We start from the raw sequence: 16,239 nt of genomic DNA, 5'->3' as shown, positions 1-16,239 counted from the left end.
TCCGGCATCATCCATCACCTAAAAAGAACAGCATAGTGGCAAATCCAAACCTCAACGCAGAACTCCGGGAACCCTCCTTCGAGCAAAGCCTGCGACCGCTGCGGCTCAGCGAGTTTATCGGGCAGCAAAAAATTATCGACAACCTCTCGGTTTTCATCAAAGCCGCGCGTATGAGGGGCGAGCCGCTGGATCACGTGCTGCTGTCGGGTCCGCCGGGCCTGGGCAAAACGACCCTGGCCACCGTAATTGCCAACGAGATGGGCGTAAACATGCGGCCGACCATCGGGCCGGTGCTCGAAAAACCGGGCGACCTTGCCGGGCTGCTCACGAATCTTGAGGAGGGTGATGTGCTCTTCATCGATGAAATACACCGGCTCAACCCCATTGTGGAGGAGTACCTGTACTCGGCCATGGAAGATTTCAAGATCGATATTGTAATCGACAGCGGCCCCAACGCCCGCAGCGTGCAGATCGAGCTAAAGCGCTTCACCCTTGTCGGCGCCACTACGCGGAAGGGCCTGCTCACGGCGCCCCTGCGCGCCCGTTTCGGCATCGACCTGCGCCTCGACTACTACGACACCGAGCTGCTGCAGCTGATCGCGCGCCGCACGGCCTCCATCCTGAATATCGGCCTGAGCGACAAAGGCTCCTACGAAATTGCCCGCCGCAGCCGGGGCACGCCCCGCATTGTGAACCGCCTCGTGCGCCGCACCCGCGACTTTGCCGAAGTGGAAGGCACGGGCGAAATCACCGACGTGCTCGCCGACCGCGCCCTGAACGCCCTCGATGTGGACTCCAACGGTCTCGACGACATGGATATCCGTATCCTCAACGTGCTTACCGAGCTTTACAAGGGCAAAGCCGTAGGGCTCGGCACCCTCGCCGTTGCCGTGAACGAAGAAAAGGGCACGATAGAAGAAGTTTACGAGCCTTTCCTGATTCAGGAGGGCTTCCTGCAGCGTACCCCGAAAGGGCGTGTTGCCACGCAAAAGGCGTTTGAGTACCTCGGGGTGAAACGCGAAAGCGGCACGGATTTATTCGGGTGAAGCCGGGCGCTGAGCTTTCATAAGGCCCGGAAGCCCATCACCCTATAAAAAAAACGGCAGCTCCGAAGGATGGATTCCTTCAGGGGGCTGCCGTTTTAGTTTGGAAACCGGGGCAGCTTTCTCAGCCTGTGCTGAGCCGCGCTGCCTCTGGTTTTATGTTTAAGGGGGGATGTGTTTCCGGGCAGATTAGTAGCCCGGGTTCTGACGCAGGGTGTTGTCTGAAAGGTTGATTTCAGACTGCGGAATCGGGAGAAGCCCGAGTCGCTCGGTTCTGAAATTAATAGGAATTTCAGGGGCCTGCGCCTGTGCGTTAATCCGCTCAGCGGCTACATTGAGGCCCATGCGGAGCAGATCCCAGTAGCGGTGGCCTTCGCCGGCGAACTCAAGGCGACGCTCGTTCATGATGTTTTCGCGGGTAGCGGGGATGGACACAAAGTTGGCGCCGTACGCACGCTGCCGTACCTGATCGAAATACTGCTGCGCATTCGGGGCACCAAGCTCAGCCGCCATCAGCAGTACATCCGAAAAGCGGACGACGGGCCGGTTGTAGGGCCAGTTAAACTCTGTGTTAAAAGCAGGGGTATCCGGGCGGCGGGGGTAGAACTTCTTGAAGGCGTACCCCTGCCACTGAAACATCTGACCGGCCGCATGATTCACATTTTCCGCAACCGGGTCGAGAATGCTCACAAAGTAGCGGCTGTCGTTGGCACGGTCGAAAGCGTTGCTCAGGTCAGCCGTTACCGGCTGAAACGACCAGCCCTGCGCATACACAGGGTGAAAGCCAACGCCGCGGAGGCCGCTCATGGTTGTGGCCCAGTTTCCGATGGAGCCGTTCAGGAAGCCCCAGTCGCCAAAGGTGTTGGTAATGTGCTGCACGGAAAACAGGGCTTCGTTATTATTGTTGCCGCTTTTGCCCCAGAGAGAAGAAAAGTTAGGAAGCAGCACATGGCCACTGTTGTTGATTACATCTTCAAGGTGGGCAATTACTTCCGCTTCGGTAACAGACAGTGCCGGCGCGCCAAACACGGGCTGCGCGTAGTCGCGGTGGTAGAGAAACACGCGTGCAAGCATGGCCTGAGCGGTCCATTTGGAAACCCGGCCCAGCTGATCGGCAGGGATGGTTTCCCGCAGCATGGGGATGATTTCGGCAAGTTCGCTGGCAATGAATTCGTAAACCTCGCCCGGATCAGCCTGCTCTACCCGGATATCGGCCGCTACGAGCGGACGCGTAAACAGGGGGACGTTTCCGAAAAAGCGAACGAGATCGAAGTAGTGATAGGCTCTCAGGAAGCGGGCTTCTGCTTCGAAATAGGCTCTGGTTTCCTCATCGCGGAAGTTGATTTCGTTGATGTATTTGATCAGCAGGTTCGCCCGGTAAACACCGGTGAAGCGGTCAGACCACAGGCCCAGGGCCTTGCCGTTGTTAACGGAAATGTTGTGGGCATTGAATTCAAGCAGCTCGGGCTGATCGCCGGTACCGGAACCGCCGGCGTAGGCATCATCCGAAAGGATGTTTGAAATCAGGTCGAAGGGATGAAATCCGTCGTTAGCCCTTCCGTGCGAAAAGGTGAGGGTTTCATAGATGGCGAACAGGGCCTGCTCGGCATCAGCCTCAGTCTGGTAAAAATTATCCTGAACCCGGTCAACAGGCGGCTCGTGGCTCAGAAAGCCGTCCATACATCCTGAAGCCAGAAACGGAAGTGAGAAAAGGAGAATAACTGCAATTAATTTTTTCATGGTGATTCAGTTTAAAAATCAAGGTTTACGCCGAACATGTAGGTGCGGGCCTGCGGGTAGATGTTGCGGTCGATGCCGACATCAAGCGCGCCGCGGGATCCGATTTCAGGATCGTGCCCTGAGTAGCCTGTAATCGTGAACAGGTTTTGAGCTGCCGCATAAACACGCATGCGCCGTGCACCAATCCGGTTAACCCACTCGCCGGGCAGGGTGTATCCCACAGCGGCATTACGCAGGCGAACGAACGAACCGTCTTCGATGAAGAAGTCAGACGGGCGCGAGAAGTTGCCGTTGGGGTCGTTAATCGTAACCCGCGGGTGCGAGGTATTGGTGTTTTCGGGAGTCCAGCGGTCGAGAACAGAGGCTTTCCAGTTTGGCATGTTCAGGTCATGCCGGCGGGTACCGCCTGTGAAAATATCCTGACCAAAAGCACCATAGATGAACATGTTCAGATCCCAGTTTTTCCAGCCGAGGTTGATGTTGAAACCGAGGGTGAAATCGGGATAAGGGTTGCCGATTTTAACACGGTCTTCATCCGTAATCTGACCATCGCCGTTCTGATCTACAAAAATCAGATCGCCGGGCCGGGCATTGGGTTGAATGAGCACGCCGTCTTCATTCACATGGTTCAGCACATCTTCTTCGCTCTGGAAAATACCGGCCGTCTGAAAGCCCCAGAAGAACGCGATCGGGAAGCCGACCTGCGCCATGGCAACGCTGTTCATGGATGTAGAAACGTTAGCACCGAACAGGCGGCCTTCCTCATTGCTGATAGCGGTTATCTCGTTGACGTTATAGGTACCGGTTAGGGTAAGGTCGTAGTTAAGGTTGCCTACGATATCACGAACGCCTGCTTCGAGTTCGAAGCCGGTGTTGCGAACGGTACCGCCGTTAACGATGGGCGCTGCGTTGCCGATAAAGGCCGGGATGGGCGCTGAAAGCAGCAGGCCTTTGGTTTGTTTCTGATAAAAATCAAGATTGATGAAGTACTTGAAATCGTAGAATGCAGCTTCAAGACCAACGCTCAACTGCTCTGAGGTTTCCCATTTCAGGTTGGTATTGGCGATGCGGCCGGGGTAGGCACCGGTTACAACCGTCGGATCAGCTCCGAAACCATAACCGGCATGTGTTGTGATGAGTGGGGTGAACCCGAACTGACCAATGTTGTCACTTCCGTTTTGGCCCCAGCCACCGCGAAGCCGGAGCTCGCTCAGGTTTCTGAACTCAGACATGAAGTTTTCGCGGGAAATAACCCATCCCAGAGAAAAGGCAGGGAATGTAGCCCAGCGGTTGTCGGGGCCGAACTTGGAGGAACCGTCCATCCGAAAGACCCCTTCCAGGATATATTTGCCGGCATAATTGTAATTCACGCGGGTGAAGTATGATGCCAGCGACTCCAGAGCGAGGCCGCCGTAGTTGGTTTGGCTGTCGGGGTCGATACCCGTGGAAAGCCATGCGTGCGTGAATGAAGGCATGCTCAGATCGGAGCGGGTACCGCCGAGGAACTCGGTTCTGCGGTCGAGCAGCTCAAAACCGGCTATGGCGCTGTATTCGTGATTGCCGAAGCTGTTGTCGAACTGAAGCACATGGCTTGTCTGCCAGGTCATAAAACGAACCTGCTCCTGAAAAGCGATGGTCGTGGAGTTGGCTACGTTGCCGCCCAGATCAAATTCCGGCGTAAAAGCGCGGTTGTTGATAAAAGCCATATCAACATCGAACGAGGAGCGGATAAAGAGGTTATCCATCAGCCTGAAACGGCCGTAAACACCGCCCACGAATTTATCTTCCTGATTGCGGGAGTTGATGATATCGATGGCTGCGACCGGGTTAACTACTTCCTGAGAAGCAAAAGGAGACTGCGCAAAAGAACCGTCCTCATTGCGCACCGGTGTAACCGGGTCGATGTTGGCTACACGTGACATTACGCCGCCAAACTCTTCGTTGGGATCGATACCCCGTGCGGTTTTGCGGGTGTAGTTAATCCGGCTGCCGTAATTGAGGCGGCCTGCGGTATGGTCGGAGTTCAGGCGCGCCGTGAAACGCTCATAATTGGATGCGCCCCGGGCCACAATACCATCCTGCTGCCGGTAAGAGAAGGAGGAAACATAGGTAGAGTTTCCGCTGCCGCCGGCAAAAGAAAGGCTGTGATTGGTGAGGGGAGCGTTATAGAAGAAAACTTCATCCTGCCAGTTGGTACCGTTTCCGATGGACTGAATGCGTTCGTCGATATCAGGAAACGGAATGGTGCGGTTGTCGTTGGCATAGCTCTCATTCATGATCATCATGTAGTCAGGCGCATTTAGCAGGTCGGTTTGCCTCCACGGGTTTTGGAACCCGACATAAGCATTGTATGAAACCTGAATATCGCCCGGGCGGCCCGATTTGGTGGTAATCATCACAACACCGTTAGCACCCCTTGCGCCGTAGATGGCGGTAGCTGAAGCATCTTTAAGCACCTCGATAGAGGAGATATCAGCAGGGTTGAGGAAATCGATTCCTGTAACGGGCATGCCGTCGACCACATAAAGCGGCTCAGCATCACCGGTTGTACCGATACCGCGTATCCGGACAGTAGCACCTGAACCGGGCTGACCGGAATTCTGCATCACCAGCACGCCGGCAGTACGCCCCTGCAGGGCCTGCTCCACGCGAAGCGGTGCAGCCTGCTGAATCTGTGCTGATTCTATCCTCGAAATAGCGCCTGTAACAAGGCTTCTCTGCTGAATGCCATAAGCAACAACAACAAGTTCGCTGCCCATGAAAGTATCCTCGCGCATGCGAATGTTAAGCTCTGTGCGTCCTTCAAGGGGTATTTCCTGCGTTACAAAGCCGACGTACCGAAAAACAAGTACGCCCTGCAGGTCGGGTACATTTAACGAGAAATTCCCGTCAAAATCTGTGGTAGTGCCAATTGCTGTACCTTGCAAAATAATATTGACACCAATCAGCGGCTCGTTGTTAGCTGCGTCAACAACAGTACCTGTTACGGTTTGCCCGTAAAGCGCTGAAGGCAGATACAGCAGCCCGAGTAATAGTATTGTAAATAATTTTAAGTTGGCCATATTGTCACATTGGTTACATGGGTTTTTGATTTTGATCCGGGGGGGGTAGGGCTCATGCTGTGGCAGGCAGCCTGTCTGTCCCGACAAATCACATACATTATATTAGGGCATCATTTACAGCAGATGCCTTTGAAAACCGCTTTCCTATTCTGGAAAGCAGCGGCAGTACAAACATTTGCGGTATTCTTTCACTTATAACTTTTCAGCGGATTACGGCTGCATTTCAAGCTTCTCATTTTCAAAGAGTTGCTGCATATGAATCGGAATGCAGGAAAGTATAGTCACCACATTAAATGATTGCGATTTTAAGATAGACGAAATGGGTTTGAAATACCACAGAATTTGCACAATAGGTGGGATTAATTTCCAAATATTCGGTATTAATATTCACACTTGTGGAAATCAGAACACAGTGGGTTATGGCGGGCTTTTTCTGTTTGGGTAAGGGGTGGTTTCTCTGGATAAGGGTATTTAATTCAAAATCAGTTGTTTAGTGTCGTCTGTATTAATTGGAATGGTGATAGTTTGCTGAAACAAGCTGTATCGGGTGGTTTAGGTATGTGCGGGATATGCCGGGCCGGAACAAAATAGTTGTCGGCAAAAACAGGGGAAAGGGGGCCGTCCTTTTGATAAAAACGGTACGGAAAACGGTTGCGTGTTTGCATAATTTTGAGCAAATTATTTGCAGTAATGGATGAAAAATATTCACGCCTTACTCGCGAGCAATAGTTGAATAAATAAGTAAAAATAACTTCTTAAAATTTAATATGATTCATATGTTTACGACTATTAAAAACGCATTGGGTCTTGGAGTGCTGCTGATAATTTTTGCAGCAGTTTCTGTATCTGCGCAGGGTATCCTTCCTCCGGATGATGAAGGCGATCTGCCGAATCTGCCATTTGTATTTAATGTGGATACAGATGATATCGACTGGGACGGATTTACTATGTTTCCGTTTGATGGTGCAGGTCTTATCAGATTAGAGAATCCTGACCGTACCGGTTTAAACACAACTGAGTTTGTTATTGAGTACAAAAAAGGTGGTGCAGGTGAGGGTGGTCAGCCATGGGCTGGTTTTTTCTATCTGACAGATGGCCCTTTTGAGATCACGGATGAAGCCGTATTTCGTCTGAAAGTCTGGTCGCCAAGAGCTGGTATCAATGCATTGCTGAAACTCGAAATGAGAGAATTTAACGACATCACTACAGGTGATCTCCTTGTTCCGATTCCAAGAGCAAATGAGTGGGTGCAGCTGGAATGGGATTTAAGCGGAATAGACCGCAACACACCTTACGACAAGGTAGTTATCATTATGGACCTTGAAGGCGGTGCCGGCGATGCCGGTGATAACTTCACCTGGTACCTTGATGACTTCGTGTTCGATAATGGTACTTCCACAAGCACTGAGCGCTATGCAGACATCCCCCGCGATATTCAGCTGATGCAGAACTACCCGAACCCGTTTAACCCTACTACCAATATCGAATTCTCGCTTCCGTACAGCGCACACGCGCAGCTGGAAGTTTTTGATATGCTTGGTCAGCGCGTATCGGTTTTGGTTAATGAAACCCTTTCAGCCGGTGCTCATACAGCTGTGTTTAATGCCTCAGATCTCTCAAGCGGTGTTTATCTGTACCGTTTGCAGGTTGGCAATCAGGTGCAAACCAGAAAACTGACGCTTATTAAGTAATTATTTCTGATATACCTGTTTTAAAAAGGGCTGTCCGTAAATTATGTTGCGGCAGCCCTTTTTTGTGCTTCAAAATAAAGCAGATGCGGCTTAACAGATCCTGAAGATCTGCAGAAGTTTTGCTTTGGAAGCCTTGTGTACGAAGGTGCTTGTGCGCCTTTCAGGGCACTATCCGGGTGAAGGTCTGGTTGCAGGTTTTGCAGTAGTAGCGCTTGGTAGGCAGGATATAATCAAAAAAACGGAGAACCCTGCTCCGGCTCACGCGCGTCGTTTCACAACGGATTGCGCGGAAGCACTTGAACGAGCGCGGAATGGTAAGGAAACGGATTTTCCGGATGAATAAAAAAAATAGCAAAACGGGCGCTGTTACGGCTACTGCTGTAACAATAAGTTCGAAATTCATACACAAAGGGCTCAATTTTTTTTAATATAGGTACATTGTGTAATGATAGCAGAAAAAAAGTTCAGTACAAAGGCTTGCAAAATTAGTAACTGAAAATCCTTATTTTTGGCACCGCATTAGTTGAAACTACTCTATCCCTATCGAGATTATACATGAAAAAACTATTTACCTCCGAATCTGTATCAGAAGGACATCCGGACAAGGTAGCCGATCAGATTTCAGATGCTATTCTGGATGCTATGCTGACCGAAGATCCGGACTCGAGAGTTGCTGTAGAAACCCTCGTTACCACCGGCCTGGCTGTTGTTGCCGGTGAAGTACGTACCAATGGCTATGTTGATGTTCAGGAAATCGTACGCCAAACCATCCGCGAAATCGGTTATACCAAAAGCAGTTACCGCTTTGACGCTGATTCCTGCGGTGTGATTTCCGCCATCCATCAGCAAAGTGAAGACATCGCGATGGGTGTGGATAAAAACGAGAAGAAAGATATTGGCGCCGGCGATCAGGGCATGATGTTCGGCTATGCCTGCAAAGAAACCGAAACCCTGATGCCGCTGAGCATTCAGCTGGCACACGATCTGGTGCGTGAGCTTGCTGCCATTCGCAAAGCCGGAAAGATAATGACCTGGCTGGCCCCTGACAGCAAAAGTCAGGTAACCATTGAGAACGACGAAAGCGGAAACCCGCTGCGTGTTGATGCTATAGTACTTTCAACACAGCACGATGAAGGTGTTTCACAGGAAGAAATCCGCCGTGAAATCCAAACCAACCTGATTGAAAAAGTAATCCCCGCACACCTGCTCGATACAGAAACAAAGATGTTTATCAATCCGACGGGTAAATTCGTGATTGGCGGGCCTCACGGTGATTCCGGCCTTACCGGCCGCAAAATTATTGTAGATACCTACGGCGGGCACGGCGCACACGGCGGCGGAGCTTTCTCCGGAAAGGATTCCACCAAGGTTGACCGCTCGGCTGCTTACGCGGCACGCCATATAGCAAAAAATATCGTAGCCGCAGGTCTTGCTGAAAACTGCCTGGTTCAGCTGGCATACGCCATTGGCGTTGTGGAACCGGTCTCCGTTTCAGTAAATACCTACAAAACCGGAAAAGTAAATGATGTGCTTCTCGCTGATGCAGTCAGTAAAGTTTTTGACTGCACTCCTTCGGGAATCATCACCCGTTTTGGTCTGAACAGGCCCATCTTCCGCCCTACGGCTGCTTATGGTCATTTCGGCCGCCCCGAATTCCCGTGGGAACAGCTCGATTACACAGATAAGATCAGCAACGCGCTCTAAGTTGCGGTCTGCAAAACGCTGCCCGCGATCTTAACCCGGCAAAAGCCCTTCATACCCGCATGGAATGGCATAACCTATGGTTATGTTTAATTCATGCGGGTTTTTTATTACAACAAGGCTCTGCAATAAACCGCCTGAGCTAATGTTTGCATAGTTCTGATTTATTCTCTCAAATTGTTCCGGGCCGGTCAGGTTTTGATTTCACATGGATAACTTTTTGCTTTTTCTGGTTTTCTACACCATGATGCTCGTCGTTTTCGGCGGTATGCAGTATGTTGTTTTTCAGCTTTACAAGCGCTGGTTTACCTATAGTTTTGCGTCTCCTAAAGTACAAAAGAGATTTCTTTGGGCTGGTTATATCGTTCTAATAGCCGGAAACCTGCTTTTTTACCCGCGCTTCATTATTCCCTACACCGCGCTTCATGATTCGGTGTTTCTGCAAAAGTTCATGGTTTATCCCGGCGGGCTTTATTTCGCCATTATTTTCATGTTGTTTGTTCTCAGCAGCTTGTTTTATGCGTGGCGGGGTGTGAAGAATGTGGGCAGCTATATCAGATTTTTTTTGGGAGATACAGCTGTAACGGATAAAAGTCAAGCGGCTGCGTCGCAGCTATCGGAGGAATCAGCTGTGAAAGCAGCGATCGCGCGGGCATCAGATGAAGGGTTTTCTGAATCAGCTGGAATCAGCCGCCGCGCATTCATCCGCACAGCCGGTGCAGCAGCTTTCGGGGCACCGCTGCTCATTACAACCGGACTCTCAGCTGCAACGCACCGGAATTACGTTATCACGAAAAACACCCTTTATTTTCCGGAGCTGCCGTCGGGTCTTGAGGGCTTAAAGCTGGTTCATATTAGCGATATCCATTCCGGAATTTTTATGAACAAGCAACAGATTGAAGAGATTTACGAGATCATAAACAGCCGGAACCCAAACCTCGTAGCCATCACCGGTGATTTTGTGGATACCAATGTGAATGAAATCCCCAATATCAGGGATAGCATTTCCATGCTGAAAACAGACTTCGGCGTGTTTGGCTGCCCCGGTAATCATGACCACTACGCTTCTGCCGACGCCCTGATCGGGGCCCTTGCAGAAAAACCAATCACCATGCTCCAAAACGGAAACCGAGAGTTGCGTATTAACGCGGAGAAGCTGACCTTCATCGGAATTGATGATGCCGGTGAAGTTGGCCGTGATTTCGCAGACCTCGACCGCGCTGTGCAGGGTGTTGATCCTGAAAGTTTTAAAATTCTGCTCTCACACCGTCCGCATATGTTTGATGATGCCCGGGTAAATGATATTAATCTTACACTCAGTGGCCATACCCACGGCGGACAAATCGGTTTCAACATCGCCGGGCTGGAGCTCTACCCCATCGATTGGTTCCACCCCTACTCGCGCGGTCACTATCAGAAAGAGAACCGGCATCTGTACGTAAACGTAGGGGTCGGGCTGGTCGGGGCACCCATTCGTTTGGTTAGGCCCGAAATTACAGAGCTTACCTTCACTTCAAATCCTGAACTCGCTGGTTCTGTAGTAATGAATGCCTGAGCCTGAAATCTGAATTCCGGGAAAGAGCCGGTGCTGTTAACAGTGCCGGCTCTCATTTTTTAGGGTGATGGGTTCAGGCCCTCCGCAAAGCGAACGGCATTTCGCACACAGTCGGGCACGGCAATGCCGTTTCGGAAATTTCCGAGAAAATGAAGCCCGCTATGCGCTTTCTCCATTTCGGCAAGGGCATCATATACCTGCTGGTAGGCTACGCTATACTGCGGGATGGCTTTTGGCCATCGGGTGATGCGTTTCAGTACGGGCTCTCCTTTGGTGCCAAGCAGCGTGCTGGTATCTTCGAGAACGCGCCGGTAAACATCTCCTTCATCTTCCATTGCGAAATCAGGATTCCGGCTGCCGCCGATGAAACAGGTGAGGAGCACAAAATTGCTGTCATCAGGGGTACGGCCCGGAAACAGGCTGCTGTTGAACAGGCAGCCGAGTATCTGCATCTTTTCGGCCGCCGGAATCAGCATGCCAAATCCATCAAGCGGATGGGCAACATCCTCCCGGCGAAACCCGAGGTGTACCACGCTAAGAGGCGGATAGGTTACTTCAGGCAGCATTTTGTCGGGACTCAGATCACCGAAGCCGGTCCAGCGGATGCCCTTCAGCACATGAAGCGGAAGGGTGAGAATAAGAGAATTGGTGATGAAAGAATCGCCGGTTTCTGTTTCAATGCTGTAGCTGATTTCACCGGTTTTTTTTTCTTTTTTGGTGATGCGGGTGATGCGGCTGCCGGGTTTCATCGAGCTGCCAAGCTTTTTAGCGAGCCGGTCGGTCAGGGTATGGTTCCCCTGCCCGAAAGTCACCATGGGAGCTTCGGCACGGGGCAGGTCGCCGGGTTTACGGTCTTCAGGTTTAATTCTAAACTGACCTTTTATAAGGGAGCCATACTTCTGCTCCAAAACTTTCAGCATGGGGAATGCCATCCGTGCCGAAAGATTTTCGGGGTTTCCGGCATACACGCCGGCTACAAACGGGTTTATGGCGTAGGTAAGAAACTCTTCACCGAGCCTCCGGCGTACAAAGTCAGCAAGGGATTCATCTTTATCTGTGCCTCTTTTAATGAAAGGTTCAGCGAAAAGCCGGAGTTTGGCACGTAAGCTGAATAGCGGAGTTTTAAGGAAGGCACCGGGGCTGCCGGGTAGCGGAATCAGTTTTTTGTTACGCACGATGAAACGGTTGCCAGAAACACGGTCGGCTGAAAGGGTTTCGGCTTCGAGACCGAGCTCGCTGATCAAAGCTGTGAGGTAAGTGTTGGTTAACACGATGGTGTTCGGACCGGTTTCGAGCGTCCAACCATCCTGGTGCACGGTAGAGAGGGCGCCTCCGGGGCGCTGTCCGTCAAATAAAACGAAGGTTTTGGGTTCCTTTTTTATGAGTTCATACCCGGCGGTGAGGCCGGTAATCCCGGCTCCTGCTATAATGATATTGCAGCTCTGTTGCATGAAATGAGATTCCTTAATTGAAAGAGTAAATTCAAATATAAAAATTAGATTAATAAGATGATTGCATCTTATCTAATTGATAATTATGTGTTTGAGTTATTGTGCGCTTATTTAGACTGCTTAAAAATAAATTTGCATCATGGTCATACCTCTCTCTATTTTTATTCAGTCTATTTAAGGCTGTGTTGATCCCGGCTGTTTTAGAAAATCTTTGTATGGCCTGAAAGCCGGTTTGTCCTGAACAGACATGTCACCTCAACTATTATTTACATGTAAGCTATCATGAATATTCGATACACCTCTTTGCTGATACTTTTATTTCTAAGCTTTCTTTGCCTGCCGCTCTCAGCGCTTGCACAGCAGACCGGTATGGTAAGCGGTACGGTTACCTCCGGTTCCGGAGAGACACTCATTGGCGTTAACATCCTTGTTAAAGGTACCGATTCAGGAACGTCAACAAATATACAGGGCAGATATTTACTTGAGCAGGTGCCGGCCGGTCAGGTAACTGTTGTAGTGAGCTACGTTGGTTTCAAAGCGGAAGAACGAACGGTAACCGTTCAGCCGGGTCAGGAAACCGTGGTTAATTTTGTACTCTCTCGCATATTTGATATGCCCGGAATTACGCTAATCGGCCAGCAGCCTGAACGCCTCGAACGTGTGCCAGGCTCAGCATCGGTTGTTACAGAACAGCAAATCACTCAAATTGCCCCGGTTAGCGGGCATGAAGTATTCAGGCGCATCCCCGGCATTCATGCGGTAGAAGAAGAGGGCCTGGGCCTGAGGGCAAATATTGGTGTACGTGGCCTCGACCCGAGCAAAAGCCGCTCAGTACTAATGCTCGAGGATGGTATCCCGGTTGCACTTGCGCCTTATGGGGAACCTGAAATGTATTATACGCCGTCAATGGATCGCATGGCAGGGGTCGAAGTTGTGAAAGGCAGCGGATCAATCCTGTTTGGTCCGCAAACTTTTGGCGGTGTTGTGAATTTCATCACGGCTGATCCGCCACCGGTACCAACCGCAACCATTCATCTGCGCGGCGGTGAAGGGGGGTTTTTCACAAGCCGGCTGTCTTATGGCAATACTGTCGGAAATACCGGTGTGCAGGTAAACTATCTGAGACGTCAGGGTGATGAAGTGGGCCTGCTTAATTTTGGGGTGCACGATCTGAGCAGTAAACTCAAGCTTGTGCTCGGCGACCGTTCGGTTGTTGGTGTGAAGCTCGGTTTCTACGATGAAACCTCAAATTCCACCTATGTCGGCCTTACGCAGGCCATGTACGACGGCGGATTGCTGGATTTCACCCACCTTGCCCCTGATGATATTCTCGATATCCGCCGCTACTCAGCAAGTGTTACCCACGATTTCTTTATGAATGAAAATGTAACCCTGCGTACTACGGCCTATGGTTACACCACAACACGGAACTGGAGCCGGCAGGATTTCGACACAACCTTTAACCCCAACCGGGATTACGCCCGGATTATTGGTGATGATTCCGTTGCAGGAGGAGCACTATTCTTCAGAAATACAACCGGAAACAGGAACCGTCAGTTTGAGGTGTTCGGAATAGAACCAAGACTGTCAGTAAACTATGTGTTTGGCGGCATCACCAATGAATTTGATGCAGGCATGCGGTATCTGTACGAGCGGGCTTTTGAACAGCGGGTTGACGGAACCATAAACAGCCCGCAGTCAGGCCTGCTGCGCGATGATGAAATCCGTACAGGTCATGCTGTTAGCGCATTCTTTCAAAACCGCTTCAACCTTACCGATGCATTCTCTGTTACACCGGGTTTACGGGTCGAATATTTTGATTACTCTCGTGATATCCGCCGCCTGGGTAACGCAGAGCAAACGGTAATGAGATCTGATGATTTGGTAGAATTTATTCCCGGAGTCGGATTTAACTATCAGCTGCGCGATGGGGTTGCCATGTACGGTGGGGTACACCGCGGTTTTGGTCCGCCACGCGTGAAAGACGCTATCAGCGCGCTGGGAGTAAGTGAAGAGCTGGATGCCGAAACAAGCTGGAATTTCGAAGCAGGAACACGTGCACAACTCTACCCCGGCCTGTTTGTTGAGCTAACTGGTTTTTACATGAACTTCACCAATCAGATTATACCGGTAGCTGAAGCGGCCGGAGGTTCAGGCGCACCCGGGGCAAGCCTTACCAATGGTGGCGAAACCGAGCACCTTGGTGTGGAAACAACCCTTGGCCTCAACTTTCAGCAGCTGCTGAATACGAGCTGGCTTGTTGAGCTCAACACAACCGCTACATGGGTACAGGCTGAATTCAGCAGTGACCGCTTTGTAAATAGCGGCGGCGAAGCTGTGAACGTTAAAGGAAACTCAGTACCCTACGCTCCGGAGTGGCTGGTTAACACCGAGCTGGGTATTGGTACGCCATTTGGTCTTGGTTTAAGCCTCATCGGTACCTACATCGGCAAGCAGTATGGTGATGTGCTGAACCGTGAGGAAGGTACACTTGATGGTCGCGGCGGCGCTATCCCTGCGTACTTCGTACTTGATGGCCGTGCAACCTATGTGATTCCGCAGTTCAGCAATGCAACGGTTAATGTTTCAGTGAAAAACCTGCTGGATGAACGCTACATCGTATCACGCCGGCCGCAGGGAATCCGCGTAGGTCTGCCACGCTTCGTTACAGCCGGCGTGGATATCAGGTTCTAACACAGAATCTACGAGCAGCATGGTCCCGGAATGACCATGAGTTTCAGTTTTTACAAGAACAAATATCTCAACAGAAAAGGCAGGGGTTGACGCTCCTGCCTTTTGTTTTAAGGGTTTTGAAGATAAGAGCATTTGTTCAGGAAGGATGCGTCCTCACAAAATGATGATGATGTCCGGATCTTTAGAAAATAATGTGAGCCGCAGGGCAAACTATTGATCCGGAATACAACCGGAACCAACCGAATTTGTAAAACGAGCGTGCTTAATCAGCCGGATGTATGCTGAAGTGAATGATATGCCATAAAAAAAGCTGCCGGCGTTCGCCGGCAGCTTTTTTTTGCTTTAATGAAAGCTTAGTGCTAATTAATCAAGGGTGATAAACAGTTTAGCAGGGTTGTAATCAGCGGGGCGTCCGGCGGCATCACTTACGCAGTCGCCTGCACAAAGCTGTACAGAGGGAAGGCCCAAAATCTCAGAAGCACTCAACCTCGGGATGGAAGCCCCAAAAGCTTGTTCGATGGTTCTGATCATGTCGTTAACCACAAGTGCATTTCCGCGGCTGTTCGGGTGAACGCCATCGGTTGAGAAAACGCCCGCAGGAGAGAAGTCAGGCATCAGGCGCTGCGGTCCGATGTTGATCCCGACCTGACTGCCGTCGAGTCCCCAAAGGTTTGTGAAAGATGAGCCGGCTGCATTCGTATTGTAGAACGCAAGGCGTGTTTCACCGGCGGCCTGATTAACAGCATTTACCGTTTGCTGCATGATGCCGTTGAAAGTTTGCCGGCGGGTTTCGATTTCCACAATGTCCGCTGCCGTTAGGTGAAACTGAGCCGGAAGCGGTACTACGATGCCAATTTGCGAGAGCGGGTTGCTCGGGTCGGCAAGTGTGCCAATTTGCGTAGCAGCTGAAAGCAGCAACAGCTCGGGTCCGGTTTGCGAATTAACAGTAAGCTGACGCGCCTGAACGTAAGGCTGTAAAGCGGCACGTTCAGCGGCACTGATCTGACCAATGCTCTGGAGCAAATCCAGGATAGGAGTAAGGTCTTCCAGTCCCGGATCATGTACAAGCACCGGGTTGGCGCCGGCCTGAAACGATACAGAACGCTGCACGCGGTCGGCTTCGGTAAACGGCACGAGCGGATTGGCTGCAATGGCTGCGTAGAATCCGTTCAGAGCGGCAAATGCAGCGTTGAGCTGATCAGCAGTTGCCTGATCGAGCGGTACAGCATTGTAAGGTACCGCCCGGAAAAGGGGAATTGCAAGAATGCTCGGGATATCGGCAACAAGCCCTTTAGCCTGCGT

At 51.0% G+C, this 16,239-nt stretch carries 9 protein-coding genes and 1 pseudogene; 5 read left to right on the top strand and 5 right to left on the bottom strand.

The genetic code is table 11. The features are described from left to right. Positions 1–35: 35 nt before the first annotated feature. Positions 36–1,046 carry a Holliday junction branch migration DNA helicase RuvB gene (ruvB, locus tag LAT75_RS08765; RefSeq protein WP_291482275.1) on the top strand — a complete coding sequence of 337 codons (1,011 nt, stop codon included), beginning with the start codon at positions 36–38 and terminating at the stop codon, positions 1,044–1,046. Between the two features lie 186 nt (positions 1,047–1,232). Here the strand turns inward: ruvB and LAT75_RS08760 are convergent, their stop codons facing one another. Both LAT75_RS08760 and LAT75_RS08755 read right to left on the bottom strand, forming a co-directional pair. Continuing rightward, positions 1,233–2,783: a RagB/SusD family nutrient uptake outer membrane protein gene (locus LAT75_RS08760; protein WP_291482274.1), complete on the bottom strand. Its 1,551-nt coding sequence runs from the start codon at positions 2,781–2,783 to the stop codon at positions 1,233–1,235. A gap of 11 nt (positions 2,784–2,794) precedes the next feature. Then, a complete protein-coding gene (locus LAT75_RS08755) occupies positions 2,795–5,845 on the bottom strand; it encodes a TonB-dependent receptor (protein WP_291482273.1) in 3,051 nt (1,016 codons plus the stop codon). Positions 5,846–6,612: 767 nt separating this feature from the next. Here LAT75_RS08755 and LAT75_RS08750 point away from each other — a divergent pair. Beyond that, positions 6,613–7,536 carry a T9SS type A sorting domain-containing protein gene (locus tag LAT75_RS08750; RefSeq protein WP_291482272.1) on the top strand — a complete coding sequence of 308 codons (924 nt, stop codon included), beginning with the start codon at positions 6,613–6,615 and terminating at the stop codon, positions 7,534–7,536. 160 nt (positions 7,537–7,696) lie between these two features. Here the strand turns inward: LAT75_RS08750 and LAT75_RS08745 are convergent, their stop codons facing one another. After that, positions 7,697–7,939, bottom strand: a complete 243-nt coding sequence (locus LAT75_RS08745; protein ID WP_291482271.1) for a hypothetical protein — start codon at positions 7,937–7,939, stop codon at positions 7,697–7,699. A gap of 152 nt (positions 7,940–8,091) precedes the next feature. On the opposite strand from LAT75_RS08745, the gene metK reads away from it, so the two are divergent. Next, a complete protein-coding gene (gene metK / locus LAT75_RS08740) occupies positions 8,092–9,240 on the top strand; it encodes a methionine adenosyltransferase (protein WP_291482270.1) in 1,149 nt (382 codons plus the stop codon). Positions 9,241–9,445: 205 nt separating this feature from the next. After that, positions 9,446–10,792, top strand: a complete 1,347-nt coding sequence (locus LAT75_RS08735; protein WP_291482269.1) for a metallophosphoesterase — start codon at positions 9,446–9,448, stop codon at positions 10,790–10,792. Positions 10,793–10,851: 59 nt separating this feature from the next. Here LAT75_RS08735 and hemG read toward each other — a convergent pair whose 3' ends face one another. Then, positions 10,852–12,243: a protoporphyrinogen oxidase gene (gene hemG / locus LAT75_RS08730; protein WP_291482268.1), complete on the bottom strand. Its 1,392-nt coding sequence runs from the start codon at positions 12,241–12,243 to the stop codon at positions 10,852–10,854. Between the two features lie 303 nt (positions 12,244–12,546). Between hemG and LAT75_RS08725 the strand changes: the two genes are divergently transcribed. Beyond that, positions 12,547–14,937, top strand: coding sequence for a TonB-dependent receptor (locus LAT75_RS08725; protein ID WP_291482267.1), 2,391 nt, complete (start codon positions 12,547–12,549; stop codon positions 14,935–14,937). Between the two features lie 363 nt (positions 14,938–15,300). Here LAT75_RS08725 and LAT75_RS08720 read toward each other — a convergent pair. Further along, positions 15,301–16,239: pseudogene (locus LAT75_RS08720) on the bottom strand (hypothetical protein); the annotation flags it as partial.

It is taken from the genome of Cyclonatronum sp. (assembly GCF_022565315.1).
Lineage (GTDB): Bacteria > Bacteroidota > Rhodothermia > Balneolales > Cyclonatronaceae > Cyclonatronum.
Note: the sequence above shows the minus strand (reverse complement) of the source record. Positions and strands in the feature narration are given on the sequence as shown.